Below are 19,186 nucleotides of genomic sequence, written 5' to 3'. Positions count from 1 at the left end.
TCGGCGGCGACGGATCGAGGGGCGTGCGACCGTAGAATCGGCGCATGTCCCTCATCCGTCGCATCGACCTGCGCGACGTCGTCGACACTGGCGCCGAGCCGGTCGACTACCGCGCAGCCGTGCCCCGCGCCGACTTCGACATCGAAGCCGCGGTGCCGGCGGTGCATGCGATCTGCGAGGACGTCCGCACCCGTGGGATCGAGGCCATCCAGGAGCTGGGCGAACGTTTCGACGGCGTCCGGGTCGAGGACATCCGGGTCTCCCCGGAGGCGCTGAAGACCGCGCTCGACGAGCTCGACCCCGCGATCCGCGCGGGTCTGGAGGAGTCGATCCGTCGCCTGCGGGCGACGTGCGCCAACGAGCTCGAGGCCGACGCGGTCACCGACCTGGGCCCGGGCGCACGGGTCACGCACCGCAAGGTCCCGGTCGGCCGGGTCGGGCTCTACGTGCCCGGCGGTCTGGCGCCGCTGGTGTCGAGCGTGCTGATGAACGTCGTGCCCGCACAGATCGCGGGGGTCACCTCGATCGCGCTGGCCAGCCCGCCGCAGAAGGAGTTCGGCGGTGCGGTGCACCCCACGATCCTCGCGGCGTGCGCCCTGCTCGGTGTCGAGGAGGTCTACGCGGTCGGCGGTGCCCAGGCGATCGCGATGTTCGCCTACGGCGTCGGCCCCTGCCGGAAGGTCGATCTGGTCACCGGTCCGGGCAACATCTACGTCGTCACCGCGAAGCGGCTCCTCAAGGGTCAGATCGGCATCGACTCCGAGGCGGGCCCGACGGAGATCGCGATCCTCGCCGACGAGACCGCCGACGCGGCCTACGTCGCCGCCGACCTGATCAGCCAGGCCGAGCACGACCCGCTCGCGGCCGCTGTCCTCGTGACGACGTCCGAGGCGCTCGCCGACGACGTCGACGCCGAGCTCGACAAGCAGGTCTCCGCGACCAAGCACGTGGAGCGGATCCGCACGTCGTTGAGCGGGCAGCAGTCGGGCATCGTCTTCGTGCGCGACGTCGAGCAGGGCCTCGCGGTCGTCGACGCCTACGCGGCCGAGCACCTCGAGATCCACACGGCCGACGCGTCGGCCGTCGCCGCGCGGGTGCGCAACGCCGGCGCGATCTTCGTCGGCCCCTACGCGCCGGTCAGCCTGGGCGACTACTGCGCGGGGTCCAACCACGTGCTGCCCACGGCGGGCTGCGCGTGCCACTCCTCGGGCCTCTCGGTGCGCGCCTTCACGAAGTCGATCCACGTCGTCGACTACTCGCGCGACGGGCTCGAGGCGGTGGCCGACCACGTCGTCACGCTCGCTCACGCCGAGGACCTGCCCGGTCACGGCGCTGCGGTGTCGGTGCGGTTCTCCGCGGACGAGTCGGCGCCGTGAGCTTCCCGCCGATCCGTCCCGAGCTCGCCGGGATCGAGCCCTACGGCGCGCCCCAGCTCCCCATCGACCGGGTCCCGGTCCAGCTCAACGTCAACGAGAACCCCTACGGACCGTCCGAGGAGTGCATCGCCGACATCGCGGCCGCCGCTGCTGATGCCGCCCGCACGCTCAACCGCTACCCCGACCGGGAGTTCGTGGCGCTGCGCACCGCGCTGGCGTCGTACCTGTCCCGCGACGTCGCGGGGGAGATCACGCCCGACCAGGTGTGGGCGGCGAACGGCTCCAACGAGGTCATGCTCCAGCTGCTGCAGGCCTTCGGCGGGCCGGGCCGTACGGCGCTCAGCTTCGCGCCGACCTACTCGATGTATCCGGAGTACGCCCGCGACACCCACACCCGTTGGGTCGCCGGTCGACGTGAGGACGACTTCTCGCTCGACCTCGACGTCGCGCGCGACCTGGTCAAGACCGAGCAGCCGGGCGTGATCCTGCTGCCCAGCCCCAACAACCCGACCGGCACCGCGCTCCCGCCCGACGCGATCGGCGTGCTGTGCGAGGCGGCCGGTGACGGGCTCGTGGTGGTTGACGAGGCCTACGGCGAGTTCCGCCGCGCGGGCGTGCCGAGCGCGCTCGAGCTGCTGCCGACCTACCGCAACCTGGTCGTCACGCGCACGATGAGCAAGGCGTTCGCAGGCGCTGGGCTGCGGCTCGGCTACCTCGCCGCCGATCCGGCGATCTGCGACGCCATCCGCGTCGTCCGGCTGCCCTACCACCTCTCGGCCGTGACCCAGGCGGTCGCTCTGGCGGCCCTCGGCCACGCCCCGGAGCTGCTCTCCAAGGTCGACGAGCTGCGGGCCGAACGCGACGCGTTGGTGGACTGGCTGCGGTCCGAGTCCTACGACATCGCCGACTCCGACGCGAATTTCGTGTTGTTCGGGAGATTCGCCGACCGTCATGCTGTCTGGCAGGGTCTCCTCGACAGGGGAGTCCTCATCCGGGAGACCGGGCCGGACGGTTGGCTCCGGGTCTCGGTCGGCACCCCCGACGAGATGGCGGCCTTCCGAGCAGCACTGATCGAAGTGACACAGTCCGATGTGAACGGAGAACGAGCATGAGCCGCACGGCCCGCATCGAGCGACAGACCAGCGAGTCGAAGGTCGTCGTCGAGGTCAACCTCGACGGCAGCGGCCGGCACGACATCTCCACCGGCGTCGGCTTCTACGACCACATGCTCACCGCCTTCGCTCGGCACGCGCTCGTCGACCTCACCGTCCAGACCTCCGGCGACACCCACATCGACGCCCACCACACGGTGGAGGACACCGCGATCGTGCTCGGCCAGGCGCTGCGGGAGGCCCTCGGCGACAAGGTCGGCATCCGTCGCTTCGGCGATGCGACAGTCCCGCTCGACGAGGCGCTGGTGCAGGCCGTGGTCGACGTGTCCGGGCGCCCCTACTGCGTGCAGACCGGCGAGCCTGAGGGCCAGCAATACGTCGCGCTCGGCGGCTCGGGCGTTTCCTACCTCGGTTCGCTGACCCGCCACGTCTTCGAGACGATCGCGTTCCACGGCCACTTCGCCCTGCACGTGCGGGTGCTCGCCGGCCGCGAGCCGCACCACATCGTCGAGACGCAGTTCAAGGCGTTCGCCCGGGCGTTCCGCGACGCGATCGCGATCGACCCCCGCGAGACGGGCATCCCCTCGACCAAGGGCGCCCTCTAGTGGCCCCACCCTCGGTGGTTGTCCTCGACTACGGGTCGGGCAACCTCCGCTCCGCAGTGCGCGCGGTGGAGCGGGCGGGTGCTGACGTGACGCTCACGAGCGACCTCGACGCGGCGATGGATGCCGACGGCCTGCTCGTCCCCGGCGTCGGCGCCTACGCCGCGTGCATGCAGGGGTTGCGCGCCATCCGGGGCGAGCGGGTGATCGCGCGACGCCTGTCCGGCGGTCGCCCGGTCCTCGGCATCTGCGTGGGCATGCAGATCCTCTTCGAGCGCGGCATCGAGCACGGGGTCGAGACCGACGGCTGCGGTGAATGGCCCGGCGTCGTCGAACGGCTGCAGGCACCGATCGTCCCGCACATGGGGTGGAACACCGTCGAGGTCCCCGAGGGGTCGCGGCTCTTCGCCGGCGTCGAGGACGAGCGGTTCTACTTCGTGCACTCCTACGGGGTGCGTGACTGGAAGCTGGTCACCAACGACCGCACGCCCGCATCGCACCAGCCGCGGGTGATCTGGGCCGAGCACGGTGGCGACCGGTTCGTCGCCGCGGTGGAGAACGGTCCGCTCTGGGCCACGCAGTTCCACCCCGAGAAGTCCGGCGACGCCGGCGCACAACTGTTGAAGAATTGGGTGACCTCACTTGTCTGACTACCTCGAGCTCCTTCCCGCCGTCGACATCAAGGGCGGTCAGGCCGTCCAGCTGGTGCAGGGAGTCGACGGGTCCGAGAAGGTCTTCGGCGACCCGATCGAGGCCGCGCTGCGCTGGCAGGAGGCCGGCGCCGAGTGGCTCCACCTGGTCGACCTCGACGCGGCGTTCGGCGTCGGTCAGAATCGCGCCCTCCAGGCCGAGATCGTCGGCAAGCTCGACATCAAGGTCGAGATGAGTGGTGGCATCCGTGACGACGAGTCGCTCGAGGCCGCCATGGCGACCGGCTGCCGCCGCGTCAACATCGGCACCGCCGCGCTCGAGCAACCCGAGTGGTGCGCGAAGGCGATCGCCTCCTACGGCGACCGGGTCGCTGTCGGTCTCGACGTTCGCGGCCGCACGCTGGCGGCTCGCGGGTGGACCCAGGAGGGCGGCGACCTCTACGAGACGCTCGCCCGCCTCGACGCCGAGGGCTGCGCGCGCTACGTCGTCACCGACGTCAACAAGGACGGCATGCTCCAGGGTCCCAACCTGCAGCTCCTCCGCGACGTCTGCGAGGCGACCGACCGCCCGATCGTGGCCTCCGGTGGCGTCACCACGCTCGACGACATCCGTGCCCTCATGGAGCTGGTCCCGATCGGCGTCGAGGGCGCGATCGCCGGCACTGCCCTCTACACCGGGCAGTTCACCCTCGAGGACGCGCTGGCACTCACCCTGCCGGCCCGCGCATGAAGACGGCGCGATGAGCCTCGCCGTCCGGGTGATCCCGTGCCTCGACGTCGACGCGGGCCGGGTCGTCAAGGGCATCAACTTCAAGGAGCTCCGCGACGCCGGTGACCCCGTGGAGTTGGCGCGGACCTATGACGCCGAGGGCGCCGACGAGCTGACCTTCCTCGACATCTCCGCCTCCCACGAGGGCCGCGCGACGACGCTCGAGATGGTGTCGGCCACCGCCGAGCAGGTCTTCATCCCGCTGACCGTCGGCGGCGGGATCCGCACCGTCGACGACGTCGACACGATGCTGCGCGCAGGCGCCGACAAGATCGCCGTCAACACCGCCGCCATCCACCGTCCTGAGCTGGTCGCCGAGATCGCCGACCGGTTCGGCAACCAGGTGCTGGTGCTCTCGGTCGACGCACGCCGCGCCGCCGGCACCGACTCCGGCTTCGAGGTCACCACCCACGGCGGCCGCAAGTCGGCCGGGTTGGACGCGATCGCGTGGGCGGTGCAGGCCGCCGAGCTCGGCGCGGGGGAGATCCTCCTCAACGCGATGGACGCCGACGGCACCACCTCGGGTTTCGACCTCGAGCTGATCCGGGCCGTCCGCCGCGAGGTGTCGATCCCCGTCATCGCCTCCGGTGGCGCAGGCGCCGTCGAGCACTTCCCGCCCGCCGTCGAGGCGGGCGCGGACGCCGTACTCGCTGCGACGGTCTTCCACTTCGGCACCTTGCGGATCGGCGACGTGAAGCAGGGGTTGGGCGACGCGGGCTATCCCGTGCGCTGAAATCGGTTGACGCTCCGTCGCCGACCACGAGACCTTCGGGCATGAGTTGGCGGATCGAGATAGGCCCCGACGTTGGCCGCGAGGACGAGACGACCGAGCGCCTCGTGGAGCACAACCAGGCAGCATCGGAGGCGATCCGCCGACGGTTCGAGCCGGACAACCTCCCGTCGAAACCGGTCGCGGCCTACGCGGTCGACGACGGCGGCGGTCTGCTCGGCGGCTGTGTCGGCAACACCGTCGACGTGTGGCAGTGGTTGACGATCGACATGATGTGGGTGGACCCGAGCCGCCGCGGTGAGGGACTCGGCCGCGCGCTTCTCACCGCCGTCGAGGCCGAGGCCCGGACGCGCGGAGCCCGCTGGTCCAAGCTCAACACTTGGGACTTCCAGGCGCCCGACTTCTACGCGCGGTGCGGCTACGTCACCTACGGCCTCGAGGTGGACTTCCCGCCGGGCCACACCAACCACCTGATGCGCAAAGACCTGTAGCCCCGGGTGAGTCGGTGTCGTGGAAGACCGGTGGTGGAGGTCGATCCCGCGTAGCCTCAGGGCCTGCTCCCCCAGGAGGTTGTGATGGCTCGCCTGCGGTTCCTTCTTGTGGCACTGGTCCCGATGGTCGGCGTGCAGGCTCTCGCCGCGACGCCGGGGGAGTCGGCTGCACCGCCGAGGCCGGCCGTCGCGGAGACGGCGGCGGCCGCACTACGGCTGCCCGACGGCTTCACCGACTCGGAGGTCGCCGCTGTGCCGCAACCGACGGCGCTGACCTGGACGCCCGACGGGCGGATGCTGGTGACCAGCAAGCCTGGTCGCCTGTTCGTCGTGGACGACACGGGCATGCGAACGACTGCCCTCGACCTGTCGGAGCAGGTCTGCGACGACAAGGAACGGGGACTGGTCGGCGTCGCGGTCGACCCCCACTTCGAGGACAGCGGATATGTCTACCTCTACTGGACCCGGGAGGTCCGCGGCTCCTGCGGCGGGGCCACCGGTCCGAACCCCGCCAACCGGGTGAGCCGGTTCGTCCTCGGTGAGGACGGCACGATCGCGCTCAGCAGCGAGAAGGTCCTCGTGGACCACATCATCTCGCCCGAGGGCCACCACATCGCGGGTGACCTCGAGTTCGGGGAGGACGGACTGCTCTACATCACGGTTGGCGACGGCGTGTGCTCGATCGCGGAGCGTCCGCAGTGCGGTCCGGTCAACGACAACTCCCAGCGGTTGCGACTGCCCCACGGCAAGATCCTGCGCATCACCCGCTCCGGACAGCCGGCGGCGGCCAACCCCTACGTCGACGTCAGGGGCGCGCGTCACTGCACCCGGCCCGGACCCGTACCGCCGGGGCCGGGGCCCTGCAAGGAGATCTTCGCCTCCGGCTTCCGCAACCCCTTCAGGTTCGCCCGGAAGCCCGGGACGAACACCTTCTACGTCAACGACGTCGGCCTCAACACCTGGGAGGAGGTCGACCTGCTCCGCAAGGGGCGCAACTACGGGTGGAACGTCCGTGAGGGCCACTGCCGGCGGGAATCCACGACCGATTGTGGGACCGTCCGCGGCTTTACCAACCCGATCCACGACTACCGGCACACCACCTGTCGCTCGATCACGGGGGGAGCGTTCGTCCCCGACGGCGTGTGGCCGCGGTGGCGGGGCTCCTACCTCTACTCCGACTTCAGTTGCGGCACGATTTTCCGGCTAGCGCCGACCTCTACCGGGGGCTTCCGGCGCAGCACTTTCGCCTCCGGCCTCGGGGGTCCGGTCCACCTGCGCTTCGGTCCGCACGGTGAGGAGACCGCCCTTTACTACCTGAGCTTCTTCACCGACTCGGTTCGTCGGATCGCCCGAGTCGGCTCCAACACCCCGCCGGTCGCTGACTTCGCGTCGCGTCCCGATGGTCTGACCGTGTCGTTCACGGGGGCGACCAGCCACGACGACGACGCGGGTGACACGGTGGTCAGCTGGGCATGGGACTTCGGCGACGGCGACACAACGGTGACGTCGCAACCGACGACCGCTCACACCTACGCGACAGCGGGCCCGGTCGTGGCCACGTTGACCGTGACCGACTCGCACGGCGCGACGGGTACGACGACCCGGACCGTGCTGCCCGGCGAGCACCCGCCTGCACTGGAGATCACCCGGCCGGGCGCGGCGAAGCGGTTCGCGGTGGGTGACCCCGTGGCCCTGGTGGCTCAAGCCTCCGACCCCGAGGACGGCCCCCTTCCCGGCTCGGCGATCAGCTGGACCGTTCGGCTGCGCCACGCCAACCACTTCCACCCCTACCTCGGGCCGGTCACCGGCGCGTCGGTCGGGACCACCTACCCGGCGCCGGAGGACATCGTCGCCGCCGGCACCAGCAACCTGGTCGCCATCGTGACCGCCACCGACTCCGCCGGTCTGACGACGACGGTGCGGCGTTCACTGCTCCCGCGGGTCGTCGACCTGGTCTTCCGCACCTCGCCCGCGGGTGGTCGTCTGGTGATCCAGGGAGAGCCTCGAGCGACGCCGTTCAAGGTGCGGTCCTGGGTCGGCTACGTGTTCGGGGTCCGAGCGCCCGACCAGCCGCTCGACGGCCGGCGCTACGTCTTCACTCAGTGGTCCGACGGGGAAGCCCGGCAGCACGAGGTGACGACCCCGGCCGAGGCGACCACCTATGTCGCGCGCTACCGCCTGCGCTGAGCGGGTTCGACGGGCCGGTCGCCCTCAGATCCCGAGCTTCGCGTCGCGCAGCTTCTCCACGCGGTCCTCGGGGCCGTCGTAGGTGATGCCTTGGGTCTGACGCCGGCCGTAGATGAAGAGGACGAGCTCCGCCGGCAGCCCGCTCACCACGACGGGGTCGCTGCCGGGGCGGAGGACGGTCTTGGCGCCGGTGTCGGTACGGCGCGCGACGACCGGGACGCCCGCGGGACGCACCAGGCCCTTGCCGGAGACCCGGACGATGCGCCACAGCGCGTCCTGCTCGGACTCGCTGAGGACCCGCGGCTTCCAGCCGGGCGCGGCACGGCGTACGTCCTCGTGGTGGACGAAGAACTCGGCGGTGTTGAGCGCCGAGTCGACACCGGGCAGCGCCATCGGGCTGATCGGCTTCCGGACGCGGCCGACGAGGTCGGCGAAGGAGCGCTTCTCCGCCTTCCGCGCGGTCGCACGGTCGGTCACGCCGGCGAGCGGTGGCACGACGATGCCGGCCGACAGGGGGCTGTGCTCCCGGATGACGAGGTGAGCCATCAGGTCGCGTACGGTCCACTCGCCGCACAGGGTGGGGGCGTCGGGGCCGGTCTCGAGCGCGAGATCGCACAGGCGGGACCGTTCGGCCTTGGCGAAGGACGTCATGACGGCAGGATGGCATGGCGGGGAATACGCCCCGCCGCCACCCGGTTGGCTGGGGGACGAAGAGGAGCAGGACCGAAGTGACGGACGAGCGGGTGAGCGGCGCCGGGAGCACCGGGGCCGGGTTCGCCGTCCTCTGGGTCGCCATCAAGCGCGAGCCGGCGGTCTTCACCATCTCGACGATCGGCAGCCTCCTCTTCGGTGCGCTGACCGTCGCCGACGCCTGGGTCCTCGGCTGGTCCACGGACCACGTGGTGCTGCCGGCGTTCCGCGACGGCGAGATCGGCGGCGGCCTGTTGTGGGCCGTGCTCGGCCTCTTCCTCGGCGTCGCGATCCTGCGCGCGGTCGGCATCGTCGCGCGCCGCTTGGGCGCGGGCGTCATGCAATACCGCATGCAGGCCCGCAGCCGCCGCGCCGTGACACGGCAGTACCTCTCCCTCCCGATGGAGTGGCACCAGAAGCACCCCACCGGTGAGCTGTTGTCCAACGCCAACTCCGACGTCGAGGCCGCCTGGGGGCCGATCGCTCCGCTGCCCATGGCCGTCGGCACGGTGGCGATGATGGTCATCGCGGTCGTCCAGATGCTCTTCGCCGACCTCGTGCTCGCCGTCGTCGGGCTGCTCGTCTTCCCGCTCGTCATCGCGACCAACGTCATCTACCAGCGCCTCGCCCAGGGCTGGGCCACCCGGGCGCAGCAGCTGCGCGGCGAACTCAGCGAGATCGCCCACGAGTCTTTCGACGGCGCGATGGTCGTCAAGACGCTCGGTCGTGAGCCGGAGGAGACAGCGCGGTTCCGCGCCAAGGCCGAGGAGCTGCGCGAGACCAACATCAGGGTCGGCCGCATCCGCGCCGCCTTCGACCCGACCCTGGCCGCGCTGCCCAACATCGCCGTCCTCATCGTGCTCGTCCTCGGCGTGCACCGCGTCCTCTCGGGCGCCACCGTCGCAGGTGACGTCGTGACGGTCACCTACCTGCTGACGGTCGTCTCCTTCCCGATCCGGTCGATCGGCTGGCTCCTCGGGGAGTTCCCCCGCAGCGTCGTCGGCTACCGACGCGTCGACGCGGTCCTGCGCGCCTCCGGCGCGATGCCGTACGGCGAAGCGACGGCCCCGGTGTCCGGCGACGGTGCGCGCCTCGACGTGTCCGGTCTGGCCTACGGCTACCACGCGGACCGGCCGCTGCTCCGCGACCTCAGCTTCACGGTCGAGCCCGGCCGCACGGTGGCCCTGGTCGGGGCGACCGCGTCGGGCAAGAGCACCCTGACCAACCTCCTCACCCGCCTGGTCGACGTCGACGCGGGCGCGATCCGGGTCGACGGGCTCGATGTCCGCGAGCTCGCGCGCGGTGAGCTGGCGCGCGTGCTGTCGGTCGTGCCGCAGACGGCGTTCCTCTTCGACGACACGGTGCGCGGCAACATCACCCTCGGTGCCGATGTGCCCGACGAGGAGGTCTGGGAGGCGCTGCGCACGGCGCAGGCCGACGGCTTCGTGGCGGCGCTGTCCGACGGGCTCGACACCCGCCTGGGCGAGCGGGGCACCTCGCTGTCGGGTGGCCAACGCCAGCGGATCTCGCTGGCCCGCGCGCTTGTCCGCCGGCCCCGTCTGCTGGTGCTCGACGACGCCACGTCGGCGGTCGATCCCGAGGTCGAGGCCCGGATCCTCGCGGGTCTGCGGAGCGAGGACCGCGATGCGACCCTGGTCGTCGTCGCCTACCGCAAGGCGACGATCGGCCTGGCCGACGAGGTGCTGTTCCTCTCCGACGGCGCGATCGTCGACCGCGGACCCCACGACGAGCTCGTGGGCCGCAACGACGACTACGCGCGCCTGGTCAACGCCTACGAGGCGGAACACGAGGGGGTGACGTCATGACGATGATGGACACCGGCGAGGACATCGGGGGATGGGAGACCATCCGCCGGGGCATCAGCCACTCGCCCGAGCTCAAAGAGGGCATCCGCACGACGCTCGCGCTGGCGGTGCTCGCCTCGGCGGGCCAGGTCGTCGTACCGATCGCCGTCCAGCAGACCGTCGACCGCGGTCTGCGCGGTTCGGGCGGTCCCGATGCGACGTTCACGACGTGGCTCGCCCTCGCGGCAGCGGCCGCGATCGTCCTGACGAGCTGGGCGTCCTATGCCATGACCGCGCGGCTCTTCTCCACCTCCGAGCGCGGCCTGGCAACGCTGCGGGTGAAGGCCTTCCGCCACGTCCACGACCTGCCGTTGCTCACCCAGAACACCGAGCGGCGGGGCGCGCTGGTCGCCCGGGTGACCAGCGACGTCGATCAGGTCAGCCAGTTCCTCGTCTTCGGCGGCCTGCTGTTCGTCGTCAGTATCGGCCAGATCCTGGTCGCGACGGTGCTGATGATCGTCTACAGCTGGCAGCTCGCCCTGGTCGTCTGGATCTGTTTCGCGCCGCTCTTCTTGAGCCTGCGCTACTTCCAGCGCAAGCTGTCCATCGCCTACGCGACCGTACGACGCCAGGTCGGCATCCTCCTGTCCGCGATCTCCGAGCCCGTGGTCGGCGCGGCGGTCGTGCGGTCCTACGCGGTCGAGGCGCGAACCCAGGAGCGCATCGACGCGGCCGTCCTCGCCCACCAGGCGGCGTCGACGCGCGCGCAGGGCTTCACCGCCTTCTCCTTCTCCCTCGGCGGCATCTCGGCCGGCCTGGCCAACGCCGGCGTGCTGATCGTCGGGATCTGGCTCGGTCAGGGCCGGCTGTGGTCCGACGACATCAGCGCCGGTGAGGTCCTCGCCTTCGCGTTCATCGTGACCCTCTTCGTCGGTCCGGTGCAGTTCGGCACCCAGGTCCTCACCGACGCCCAGAACGCCATCGCGGGCTGGCGTCGGGTCATCGGGATCCTCGACACGCCGGCGGACCTGGTCGACCCGGGTCCATCCGGCCAGACGCTGCCCGCGGGTGCGCTCGACGTGGCGTTCGAGGGCGTCGGCTTCGCCTACCCCGGCGGTCCGCCGGTCCTGCGTGACATCGACCTGACCATCCCCGCCGGACGTCGGGTAGCGGTCGTCGGCGAGACGGGATCGGGCAAGTCGACGCTCGCCAAGCTGCTGACCCGCCTGATGGACCCGACCGACGGTCGGGTGCTCCTCGACGGCGTCGACCTGCGCGAGGTCGCGGAGACGTCGCTGCGCTCCAGCGTCGTCCTGGTGCCGCAGGAGGGCTTCCTCTTCGACGACACCTTGGCCGCCAACGCACGTTACGGCCGGCTCGGTGCCACCGACGACGAGATCCTCGCCGCCGCTGCCGACCTCGGCCTCGGCGACTGGCTCGCCGGACTTCCCGACGGGCTGGCCACCCGGGTCGGCCAGCGCGGCGAGTCGCTGTCGGCGGGGGAGCGGCAGCTGGTCGCTCTCCTCCGCGCCCAGCTCGCCGACCCTGATCTGCTCGTGCTCGACGAGGCGACCAGCGCGGTCGACCCCGAGCTCGAGACCCGCATCGGCCGGGCTCTCGAACGATTGATGAGCGGGCGCACCTCGGTGACCATCGCCCACCGGCTCTCGACCGCCGAGGCGGCCGACGAGGTCGTCGTCGTCGACCATGGGCGGATCGTGCAGCGCGGACCGCACGCCGCGCTGGTCCAGGAGGACGGCTCCGTCTACGCGGGCCTCCATGCGTCATGGGTGGCCCAGCGCGGCTGAGGTCCTCCGCTCAGCGGTAGAACCCCTGCAGGTCCAAGATCACGTCGGTCGGCGTCGTGCAGGTCACGGCGACCTTGAGGTCCGCCGACACGGCGGTCGTGCGGTTGTTGCTCTGGTTGCCGCCCGCACGGAAGTTGAGCGATGGCAGCGAGGTCGCCAGGCCGTCGCGGAAGACCCGGACGATGCCGCCCACTGCGGGCGCGACCGCCGTCACGTTGAGAAGAACCGCGTTGGTGCCGGGCGGGACGAACGCGCTCAGATCGACCGAGACCGCGGTGGTGTCGACCGGTCCGGGGCTGGTGAAGACGCGCACGTCCTTCGCGTGGAAGGCCCCGGCGGAAGCCGGGCCGGCCAGCATCCGCCATTGACCGGGGGAGCCCTCCTCGACGCAGACCCACGACTCGCCGCCGCGGGTGATCAGGTCGCCCGCCTTGAAATCGCCGGACGTCGGCGGTGCGGCGGTCGCGAACGCCCTGCGCCGGATCAGGCCCGAGCCGTTGGCGTGGAGATCGACGGTCGTGCCCCGCGCCTCGACCGCGACACTGCCCGGCGACCCCGTCGCCAGCGCGAAGAGGGCGCGGCCGACCCCCAGGTTGGCGACCGCGGTGACCGCCGTGGTCGGCGCCCCGATCGTCCCGAAGTCGGTCGTCTCCGCCTCGACGACGCCGGACGGTGCCGAGACCCGAATGCCGCCGCCGGTGCCGGTGTTCGTCACGACGACCGCGTTGGTCGTGCTGTGGGCGTTCGCGATGATCGCCCGGCCGCTCCCGGCGAAGACCTCCGCGCGCAGTGCCACTCCGACCTCGGAGGATGCCCGGACGCCGTCACCGCCGTCGGACTTGGCGTCGACCCCGATGCCGTTGGTGCTGCGCGCGCGGAGGCCGATGCTGTCGAGGCCTGTTCCTCCGCGAGCATCGACGCCGATCGCTGGCGACGCGACGGTCCCCGCTTTGTCGGAGAACGCGACCAACCCGGTGCCGTTGACACTCTGGGCGATCAGTCCTTCCCCGGAGCCCTTGTTGCGGGCGAAGAGGCTCGCGCCGTTGTTGGTCGTCGAGGTGCGGTCGACAAGCAGCGCGGCGTTGGTGGAGTTGAAGGTGTGGGTGATCCGAGTCGTCACCGACGCCGTGTTCGTATTGCCGCTGTTGTTGCCGAGCAGCACCGGGTCGCCGTTGCCGGCAGCCGCCGGTGCGGCGCCCGCAGACAGCGTCGCCCCCGTGCCCGCCGCACCTGCTGCGAGGTAGCGGAGGAGATGGCGGCGAGGAGTGGAGGAAGGTTCGTCCGTCATGCCCGACAGCCTCTCTCCGCAGCCCGCTCGTGCGCTCGGGTTCGCGACAGATTTTTCTCAGGCGAGGTGGGTCGCGCGGTGCTGACAATCTGGCGGCGGGACCACCCGGGATAATGGGCGGGTGAGCTCCCTCGACCCCGCCATCGCCGACCGACTCTCGCGCAACGAGGTCGGCCTGGTGCCCGCGATCGTCCAGCAGCACGACACCGGCGAGGTGTTGATGCTGGCCTGGATGGACGACGAGGCGTTGCACCGCAGCCTCACGACCGGGCGTGCGACCTACTGGAGCCGCTCGCGGCAGGAGTACTGGGTCAAGGGCGAGACCTCGGGCAACGCCCAGTACGTGAAGGAGATCCGCCTCGACTGCGACGGCGACACGCTGCTGATGAAGGTCGACCAGGAGGGCCCGGCATGCCACACCGGCACCCGCACCTGCTTCGACGCGGGGCTGCTGCGATGAGCGAGGAGTCGGGCCGCCGTACGTTCGCCCCGGTGGTGCTCGTCGGTCTGGCCGCGACCGCGGCCGCCGCCGTCGCCGGGCACAAGCCCATGCTCGAGGTGTCCGATGCGGAGCTGGGCAAGCTCGGCCTCCAGTCGGCCGTCGGGCAGGGCGTCGCGCGCGCGGAGTTCCCACTCGCGGGGGCGCTGGCCCTGGTCGCGATCGCGTGCTGGGGGGTGCTCCTGGTGATGCGCGGCCGCGCACGTCAGGTGCTGGCCGCGTTGGCCGCACTCAGCGCGGGCGGGGTCTTCGCCGTGCTCCTCATCGGCGGCTTCGTCCAGAAGTCCGACGCCCGCACCGACATCGCCGACAACCTCGGTCTGTCGGTGATCGCCGACCAGCTGCCGTTGACCTGGACCCCGTGGTTCTGGGTGGCGTTCGCCGCCTCGGTCGTCTCGGTCGCAGCGGCCGTGAGCGCGGTGCTCTACGCGCCCCAGTGGCCAGAGATGGGCAGCAAGTACGACGCCCCGACCTCTCACGACGCCCCGACCTCTCACGACGCCAAGGGCGCTGAGACCCCGGCCGAGGAGCGCACCAGCCTGGATCTGTGGAAGTCCATGGACGAGGGTGACGACCCGACCGAGGACCCGTCCCACTAGGATCTGCCCCATGTCTGACAACCACGGCAACACCCCTGCGGCCTGGACCGCTGTCATCGTGGCCCTCCTCGGGTTCGTCGTCGGTGGCGTCGGCCTCATGCTCGACCCTGTCAACATGGCGATCTTCTGGGTCGGCGTCGTGATCACGCTCGCCGCCGGCGTCGTGTTCGTCGCGATGGACAAGGCCGGTCTGCACCAGTCCGGTCACTGATCGGCACCCGTGACATGACCGCATCCGCGACCCGATCGGTGCGGATGCTCCCGCCCGCGCTGGTCGCGGGCGGCCTCGCCGCGGCCACGATCGCGCTGCACCTGCGCGACCCGCACGACCAGGGTTCGTGGGGCGTCTGCCCGACCAAGACCCTCTTCGGCGTCAACTGCCCCGGGTGCGGCGGGCTGCGCGCCGTCAACGACCTGACCAACCTGCAGGTCATCGACGCTGCATCGAGCAACCTGCTCTTCGTGGTGAGCCTGCCGCTGATCGCCTACGCATTCTTTCGGTGGAGCCAGGGGCGGTGGACGGGCCGGTCCTGGGATCCCTCCGAGCGCGCGACGAGTGTGTCGGCCTTCACCGTGATCGCGGCGATGGCCGTCTTCGCGGTGGTCCGCAACCTCGCCTTCGGCTCCTGGCTCGCGCCGTAGGTCCCAACCCTGGATCCAAAAAGGCCGACGCGCCGCCGCGGGTGACCCACGGCGACGCGTCGTCGATCCTCAGCTGTTGGCAGCCAGGACCACGAAGAACAAGAGATAGAACACGGCGCCGACGATCATGAGGATCGTGCCGATCATGCCGAGGATCCGGCCGATCTTCACGCCGCTGGTCGGGGCGTACTGACCCGCGTCGATCTCCTTCTGCGCCTTGTTGCCCATCACCCAGGCCACGATCGCGGCGATGCCGCAGCAGACGATGCCGGCAATGCCCAGGATGAGGATCATGGTGCCCTGGGGGTGCTCGGCCTGGCCGCCACCACCGTAGGCGGGCTGGGGGGCGCCGTAGGCGCCTCCGGGCGGCGGGGGAGGCTGGTTGTAGCTCACGACAACACCCTTCATCAGGCCCGGTCGGATCCCGGGCGGTGTCGTGACCATATCCATCCCGTGGGACACTGGAAACCCGTCGAGCGGATGGATTCGCCGCGGGGTCACACGAGTTCACGGAGGGGAAATGTCGGTCCTGGACGACATCGTGGCCGGCGTCCGCGAGGATCTCGCCGCCCGTCAGTCCGAGGTGTCGGTGGCCGACCTGCGCGCCCAGCTCGCTGACGCGCCCGCGCCACGCGACCCGATGCCGCACTTCCGGCGTCCCGGCTCCAGCGTGATCGCCGAGGTCAAGCGGCGCAGCCCGAGCAAGGGCGACCTGGCTGACATCCCCGATCCCGCAGCCCTCGCTACGGAATACGCCGCCGGCGGTGCCGCGGCGATCAGCGTGCTCACCGAGCAGCGCCGCTTCGGCGGCAGCCTCAACGACCTGCGTGCCGTGCGCGCCGCCGTCGACACCCCGATCCTGCGCAAGGACTTCATCGTCGGCGACTACCAGCTGCTCGAGGCACGAGCCGCCGGAGCCGATCTGGTCCTGCTGATGGCCTCCGTCCTCGGCGACGACGACCTGCGCCGCCTCTTCGACGTGGCGACCGAGCTCGGGCTGACCTCGCTCGTCGAGGTGCACGACGAGGCCGAGACCGAGCGGGCCGTCGCCCTGGGCGCCGAGCTCATCGGCGTCAACGCCCGCAACCTCAAGACGCTCGCGGTCGACAACGACACGTTCGGGCGGCTCGCGCCGCTCGTGCCCTCCGATCGCGTCCTCGTAGCCGAGTCCGGGATCAGCGGGCCGACGGACGTGAAGCGCTTCGTGGCCGAGGGGGCACGCGTCGTACTCGTGGGCGAGGCACTCGTGAAGGACGGTGCTCCGCGCGAGGCGGTCGCTGCGATGACAGGAGTCGAGGCATGACGCAAGGGTTCGAGGCCGACGTCCACGGTTGGTACGGCGGCGCCGGCAGCTTCGGCGGCCGGTTCATGCCCGAGGCGTTGATCGCTGCGCTCGACGAGCTCGAGGTCGCCTGGCAGAAGTCCATGGTCGACCCGACCTTCGTGCACGAGTTCGAGGGACTGCTGCAGAACTACGCGGGCGTCCCGAGCATGCTCTACGAGGCGCACCGCCTCTCCGACCACTCCGGCGCGCGGATCCTGCTCAAGCGCGAGGACCTCAACCACACGGGTGCCCACAAGATCCGCAACGTGCTCGGACAGGCGCTGCTGACCAAGCGGATGGGTAAGACCCGCGTGATCGCGGAGACCGGCGCCGGCCAGCACGGCGTCGCCTCGGCCACCGCTGCGGCCTACCTCGGTCTCGACTGCACCGTCTACATGGGCGAGGTCGACACGGAGCGTCAGGCGCTCAACGTCGCGCGCATGCAGCTGCTCGGCGCCGAGGTCGTCTCAGTGAAGAGCGGTTCGCGCACCCTGAAGGACGCGATCAACGAGGCGCTGCGTGACTGGGTTGCGAGCGTCGACCACACGGCCTACCTGTTCGGCACGGCCGCGGGTCCGCACCCGTTCCCGAGCCTGGTGATGAGCTTTGTGCGCGGCATCGGTGACGAAGCGCGGCGCCAGTGCCTCGAGCTCACCGGCGGTCTGCCCGACGCGATCGCTGCCTGCGTCGGTGGTGGCTCCAACGCGATCGGGCTCTTCGCGGGCTTCCTGGAGGACCCGGAGGTCGCGATCTACGGCTTCGAGGCGGGCGGCGACGGCGTCGACACCGGTCGCCACGCCGCGACGATCTTCGCCGGCAGTGTCGGCGTGCTCCACGGGTCGCGCACCTACGTGCTCCAGGACGACGACGGCCAGACCGTCGAGTCCCACTCGATCTCGGCGGGCCTGGACTACCCGGGCGTCGGTCCCCAGCACGCGGCGCTCGCCGCGAGCGGCCGGGCCACCTACCTCCCGGTCACCGACACCGCCGCGATGGACGCCATGGCGCTGCTCGCCCGCACCGAGGGGATCATCCCGGCGATCGAGTCCGCCCACGCCATCGCCGGCGCGCTCGAGGTCGCCAAGGAGCGCCAGGGCGAGACCATCCTCATCAACCTGTCCGGTCGCGGTGACAAGGACATGGGCACGGCGCTCGATTACTTCGGGCTCGGCACGGCCGGGGCGACCACGAGGGAGACCAAGTGAGCACCAGCGTCAGCGTCGCCTACGACAAGGCGCGCGCCGACGGCCGCGCCGCTCTGGTCGGCTACCTCCCGGCCGGCTTCCCGACCGTCGAGGGCGGCATCGACGCGCTCACGACGATGGTCGATGCGGGCTGCGACATCATCGAGATCGGCCTGCCCTACAGCGACCCGGTCATGGACGGGCCGACGATCCAGGCGGCCGCGCAGCAGGCGCTCGACGGCGGCATCCGCACCACCGACGTGCTCCGCACCGTCGAGGCCGTCGCGGCCACGGGCGTGCCGACCCTGATCATGACCTACTGGAACCCGGTCGAGCGCTACGGCGTCGACCGGTTCGCCCAGGACCTCTACGACGCGGGCGGCGCGGGCCTCATCACCCCCGACCTGACGCCCGACTTCGCGCCCGAGTGGATCACCGCGGCCGACGCGCGCGACCTCGACAAGGTCTTCCTCGTCGCGCCGTCGTCGACCGACGAGCGGATCGCGATGACGACCGCGGCCTGCCGGGGCTTCGTCTACGCGACGGCCGTCATGGGAGTCACCGGCGCTCGTGATGCCACCAGCGACCTCGCCGGCCCCCTCGTGGCACGGACCAAGGCCGCCATCGAGGTTTCCGCGCCCGGCCTTCCCGTGGGCGTGGGCCTGGGGGTGAGCAACGGTGCACAGGCTGCCGAGGTGGCGTCGTACGCCGACGGAGTGATCGTCGGTTCGGCGTTCGTCCGCGCACTGCTCGACCACCCGGGCGACGCCGACGCCGGCCGGCGGGCGCTCACCGCGCTCACCGAGGACCTGGCCCGGGGAGTGCGTGCGTAGATGAGGCGCGGCCTCGCCGTCGGTGTCACCGCCGTGGCCTTCCTGCTCGCTGCCTGCGGTGGCGAGCCGGAGGAGTTCAGCGGCATCGAGCTCGACCAGCCCTACGCGGCGCCGACGGTGGAGCTCACCGACACCGACGGGTTGCCGTACTCCATCGCGGCTGACAACGACAAGCCGCTCACGCTCGTCTTCTTCGGCTACACCCACTGCCCGGACGTGTGTCCGCTGGTCATGAACAACATCGCCGCCGGCCTCAACCGCCTCGACGAGAGCGACCGTGACGACGTCGCGATGGTGTTCGTGACGACCGATCCCGAGCGTGACGACGAGCAGGTGCTGCGGGCCTACCTCGACGGCTACGGCAAGGACTTCATCGGTCTCACCGGCGACCTCGCCGACATCATCGCGGCCGGCGACCCGCTGCACCTCTACGTCAACGACGGGAAGAAGCTGCCGACCGGTGGCTACGATCTCGGCGGGCACTCCACCTACGTGCTCGGCATCGACGACCACGACGAGGCGACGGTCATCTGGAACCAGGAGACCTCCGCCACCGAGTTCGCGTCCGACATCCACACCCTGCTGTCTGAGGACTGA

Annotated in this window: 21 protein-coding genes; 18 read left to right on the top strand and 3 right to left on the bottom strand. The window is 70.9% G+C overall.

Translation table 11 applies throughout. The features are described from left to right. Nucleotides 1-44 precede the first annotated feature (44 nt). The 8 genes from hisD to F0U44_RS14695 all read left to right on the top strand — a co-directional run bounded on the left by hisD (nucleotide 45) and on the right by F0U44_RS14695 (nucleotide 7,917). The gene (hisD, locus tag F0U44_RS14730; RefSeq protein ID WP_149729117.1) at nucleotides 45-1,376 is read left to right on the top strand and encodes a histidinol dehydrogenase; all 1,332 of its coding nucleotides are present in this window, start codon (nucleotides 45-47) and stop codon (nucleotides 1,374-1,376) included. Next, a complete protein-coding gene (locus tag F0U44_RS14725; protein ID WP_149729116.1) occupies nucleotides 1,373-2,488 on the top strand; it encodes a histidinol-phosphate transaminase in 1,116 nt (371 codons plus the stop codon). The genes hisD and F0U44_RS14725 overlap by 4 nt, the downstream gene beginning before the upstream one ends. Beyond that, nucleotides 2,485-3,093 (top strand): imidazoleglycerol-phosphate dehydratase HisB, encoded by a 609-nt coding sequence (gene hisB, locus F0U44_RS14720; RefSeq protein WP_149729115.1) that lies wholly within the window; start codon nucleotides 2,485-2,487, stop codon nucleotides 3,091-3,093. Before F0U44_RS14725 ends, hisB begins: the two co-directional genes overlap by 4 nt. 14 nt (nucleotides 3,094-3,107) lie before the next feature. Then, a complete protein-coding gene (gene hisH / locus F0U44_RS14715) occupies nucleotides 3,108-3,740 on the top strand; it encodes an imidazole glycerol phosphate synthase subunit HisH (RefSeq protein ID WP_438616492.1) in 633 nt (210 codons plus the stop codon). Beyond that, complete coding sequence (priA, locus tag F0U44_RS14710) at nucleotides 3,733-4,470, top strand: bifunctional 1-(5-phosphoribosyl)-5-((5-phosphoribosylamino)methylideneamino)imidazole-4-carboxamide isomerase/phosphoribosylanthranilate isomerase PriA (RefSeq protein WP_149729113.1); 738 nt, start codon at nucleotides 3,733-3,735, stop codon at nucleotides 4,468-4,470. Before hisH ends, priA begins: the two co-directional genes overlap by 8 nt. A 10-nt stretch (nucleotides 4,471-4,480) precedes the next feature. Then, nucleotides 4,481-5,242, top strand: a complete 762-nt coding sequence (gene hisF / locus F0U44_RS14705) for an imidazole glycerol phosphate synthase subunit HisF (protein WP_149729112.1) — start codon at nucleotides 4,481-4,483, stop codon at nucleotides 5,240-5,242. Nucleotides 5,243-5,283: 41 nt separating this feature from the next. Beyond that, on the top strand, nucleotides 5,284-5,730 hold the full coding sequence (locus F0U44_RS14700) for a GNAT family N-acetyltransferase (RefSeq protein ID WP_149729111.1): 447 nt from the start codon (nucleotides 5,284-5,286) through the stop codon (nucleotides 5,728-5,730). A gap of 84 nt (nucleotides 5,731-5,814) precedes the next feature. After that, entirely contained in the window at nucleotides 5,815-7,917 is a 2,103-nt protein-coding gene (locus F0U44_RS14695; protein ID WP_149729110.1) for a PQQ-dependent sugar dehydrogenase, read from the top strand. A 24-nt stretch (nucleotides 7,918-7,941) separates the two neighbouring features. Here F0U44_RS14695 and F0U44_RS14690 read toward each other — a convergent pair whose 3' ends face one another. Further along, nucleotides 7,942-8,568, bottom strand: a complete 627-nt coding sequence (locus F0U44_RS14690) for a TIGR03085 family metal-binding protein (protein ID WP_149729109.1) — start codon at nucleotides 8,566-8,568, stop codon at nucleotides 7,942-7,944. 77 nt (nucleotides 8,569-8,645) lie between these two features. Here F0U44_RS14690 and F0U44_RS14685 point away from each other — a divergent pair, with 77 nt between their 5' ends. Then, a complete protein-coding gene (locus tag F0U44_RS14685) occupies nucleotides 8,646-10,433 on the top strand; it encodes an ABC transporter ATP-binding protein (protein ID WP_246160495.1) in 1,788 nt (595 codons plus the stop codon). After that, nucleotides 10,430-12,220, top strand: a complete 1,791-nt coding sequence (locus F0U44_RS14680) for an ABC transporter ATP-binding protein (protein ID WP_149729107.1) — start codon at nucleotides 10,430-10,432, stop codon at nucleotides 12,218-12,220. Before F0U44_RS14685 ends, F0U44_RS14680 begins: the two co-directional genes overlap by 4 nt. A gap of 10 nt (nucleotides 12,221-12,230) precedes the next feature. On the opposite strand, the gene F0U44_RS14675 is transcribed toward F0U44_RS14680, so the two are convergent. Continuing rightward, nucleotides 12,231-13,508, bottom strand: coding sequence for a hypothetical protein (locus F0U44_RS14675; protein WP_149729106.1), 1,278 nt, complete (start codon nucleotides 13,506-13,508; stop codon nucleotides 12,231-12,233). A gap of 121 nt (nucleotides 13,509-13,629) precedes the next feature. Here F0U44_RS14675 and hisI point away from each other — a divergent pair, with 121 nt between their 5' ends. From hisI to F0U44_RS14655, 4 genes are read left to right on the top strand one after another with little or no spacing between them, the layout of a single operon-like run. Beyond that, nucleotides 13,630-13,968, top strand: a complete 339-nt coding sequence (gene hisI / locus F0U44_RS14670) for a phosphoribosyl-AMP cyclohydrolase (protein ID WP_149729105.1) — start codon at nucleotides 13,630-13,632, stop codon at nucleotides 13,966-13,968. After that, entirely contained in the window at nucleotides 13,965-14,606 is a 642-nt protein-coding gene (locus F0U44_RS14665) for a Trp biosynthesis-associated membrane protein (protein ID WP_188113499.1), read from the top strand. The genes hisI and F0U44_RS14665 overlap by 4 nt, the downstream gene beginning before the upstream one ends. A gap of 10 nt (nucleotides 14,607-14,616) precedes the next feature. Beyond that, on the top strand, nucleotides 14,617-14,817 hold the full coding sequence (locus F0U44_RS14660) for an HGxxPAAW family protein (RefSeq protein ID WP_149729103.1): 201 nt from the start codon (nucleotides 14,617-14,619) through the stop codon (nucleotides 14,815-14,817). 14 nt (nucleotides 14,818-14,831) lie between these two features. Further along, entirely contained in the window at nucleotides 14,832-15,248 is a 417-nt protein-coding gene (locus tag F0U44_RS14655) for a DUF2752 domain-containing protein (RefSeq protein ID WP_149729102.1), read from the top strand. Between the two features lie 69 nt (nucleotides 15,249-15,317). Here the strand turns inward: F0U44_RS14655 and F0U44_RS14650 are convergent, their stop codons facing one another. Then, on the bottom strand, nucleotides 15,318-15,641 hold the full coding sequence (locus F0U44_RS14650; protein WP_188113498.1) for a DUF4190 domain-containing protein: 324 nt from the start codon (nucleotides 15,639-15,641) through the stop codon (nucleotides 15,318-15,320). Between the two features lie 127 nt (nucleotides 15,642-15,768). On the opposite strand from F0U44_RS14650, the gene trpC reads away from it, so the two are divergent. The 4 genes from trpC to F0U44_RS14630 are packed head-to-tail and all read left to right on the top strand — an operon-like array spanning nucleotide 15,769 to nucleotide 19,186. Beyond that, nucleotides 15,769-16,551, top strand: a complete 783-nt coding sequence (gene trpC, locus F0U44_RS14645; RefSeq protein ID WP_149729101.1) for an indole-3-glycerol phosphate synthase TrpC — start codon at nucleotides 15,769-15,771, stop codon at nucleotides 16,549-16,551. Further along, nucleotides 16,548-17,777 carry a tryptophan synthase subunit beta gene (gene trpB, locus F0U44_RS14640; protein ID WP_149729100.1) on the top strand — a complete coding sequence of 410 codons (1,230 nt, stop codon included), beginning with the start codon at nucleotides 16,548-16,550 and terminating at the stop codon, nucleotides 17,775-17,777. Before trpC ends, trpB begins: the two co-directional genes overlap by 4 nt. Next, nucleotides 17,774-18,589, top strand: a complete 816-nt coding sequence (gene trpA, locus F0U44_RS14635) for a tryptophan synthase subunit alpha (protein ID WP_149729099.1) — start codon at nucleotides 17,774-17,776, stop codon at nucleotides 18,587-18,589. The genes trpB and trpA overlap by 4 nt, the downstream gene beginning before the upstream one ends. After that, on the top strand, nucleotides 18,590-19,186 hold the full coding sequence (locus F0U44_RS14630) for an SCO family protein (protein ID WP_149729098.1): 597 nt from the start codon (nucleotides 18,590-18,592) through the stop codon (nucleotides 19,184-19,186).

The organism is Nocardioides humilatus (assembly GCF_008373755.1).
Classification (GTDB): Bacteria; Actinomycetota; Actinomycetes; order Propionibacteriales; family Nocardioidaceae; genus Nocardioides; species Nocardioides humilatus.
The sequence above is the reverse complement of the archived record's forward strand: the minus strand, read 5'-3'. Positions and strand labels throughout refer to the sequence as shown.

Excerpts from the sequence above, each read along its gene's own strand:
- F0U44_RS14655 (WP_149729102.1), top strand. The coding sequence starts at position 14,832 with ATGACCGCATCCGCGACCCGATCGGTGCGGATGCTCCCGCCCGCGCTG.
- F0U44_RS14695 (WP_149729110.1), top strand. The coding sequence starts at position 5,815 with ATGGCTCGCCTGCGGTTCCTTCTTGTGGCACTGGTCCCGATGGTCGGC.
- hisD (WP_149729117.1), top strand. The coding sequence starts at position 45 with ATGTCCCTCATCCGTCGCATCGACCTGCGCGACGTCGTCGACACTGGC.
- F0U44_RS14675 (WP_149729106.1), bottom strand. The coding sequence starts at position 13,508 with ATGACGGACGAACCTTCCTCCACTCCTCGCCGCCATCTCCTCCGCTAC.
- trpB (WP_149729100.1), top strand. The coding sequence starts at position 16,548 with ATGACGCAAGGGTTCGAGGCCGACGTCCACGGTTGGTACGGCGGCGCC.
- F0U44_RS14630 (WP_149729098.1), top strand. The coding sequence starts at position 18,590 with ATGAGGCGCGGCCTCGCCGTCGGTGTCACCGCCGTGGCCTTCCTGCTC.
- F0U44_RS14660 (WP_149729103.1), top strand. The coding sequence starts at position 14,617 with ATGTCTGACAACCACGGCAACACCCCTGCGGCCTGGACCGCTGTCATC.
- F0U44_RS14680 (WP_149729107.1), top strand. The coding sequence starts at position 10,430 with ATGACGATGATGGACACCGGCGAGGACATCGGGGGATGGGAGACCATC.
- F0U44_RS14700 (WP_149729111.1), top strand. The coding sequence starts at position 5,284 with ATGAGTTGGCGGATCGAGATAGGCCCCGACGTTGGCCGCGAGGACGAG.
- hisF (WP_149729112.1), top strand. The coding sequence starts at position 4,481 with ATGAGCCTCGCCGTCCGGGTGATCCCGTGCCTCGACGTCGACGCGGGC.
- F0U44_RS14665 (WP_188113499.1), top strand. The coding sequence starts at position 13,965 with ATGAGCGAGGAGTCGGGCCGCCGTACGTTCGCCCCGGTGGTGCTCGTC.
- F0U44_RS14690 (WP_149729109.1), bottom strand. The coding sequence starts at position 8,568 with ATGACGTCCTTCGCCAAGGCCGAACGGTCCCGCCTGTGCGATCTCGCG.
- trpC (WP_149729101.1), top strand. The coding sequence starts at position 15,769 with ATGTCGGTCCTGGACGACATCGTGGCCGGCGTCCGCGAGGATCTCGCC.
- hisB (WP_149729115.1), top strand. The coding sequence starts at position 2,485 with ATGAGCCGCACGGCCCGCATCGAGCGACAGACCAGCGAGTCGAAGGTC.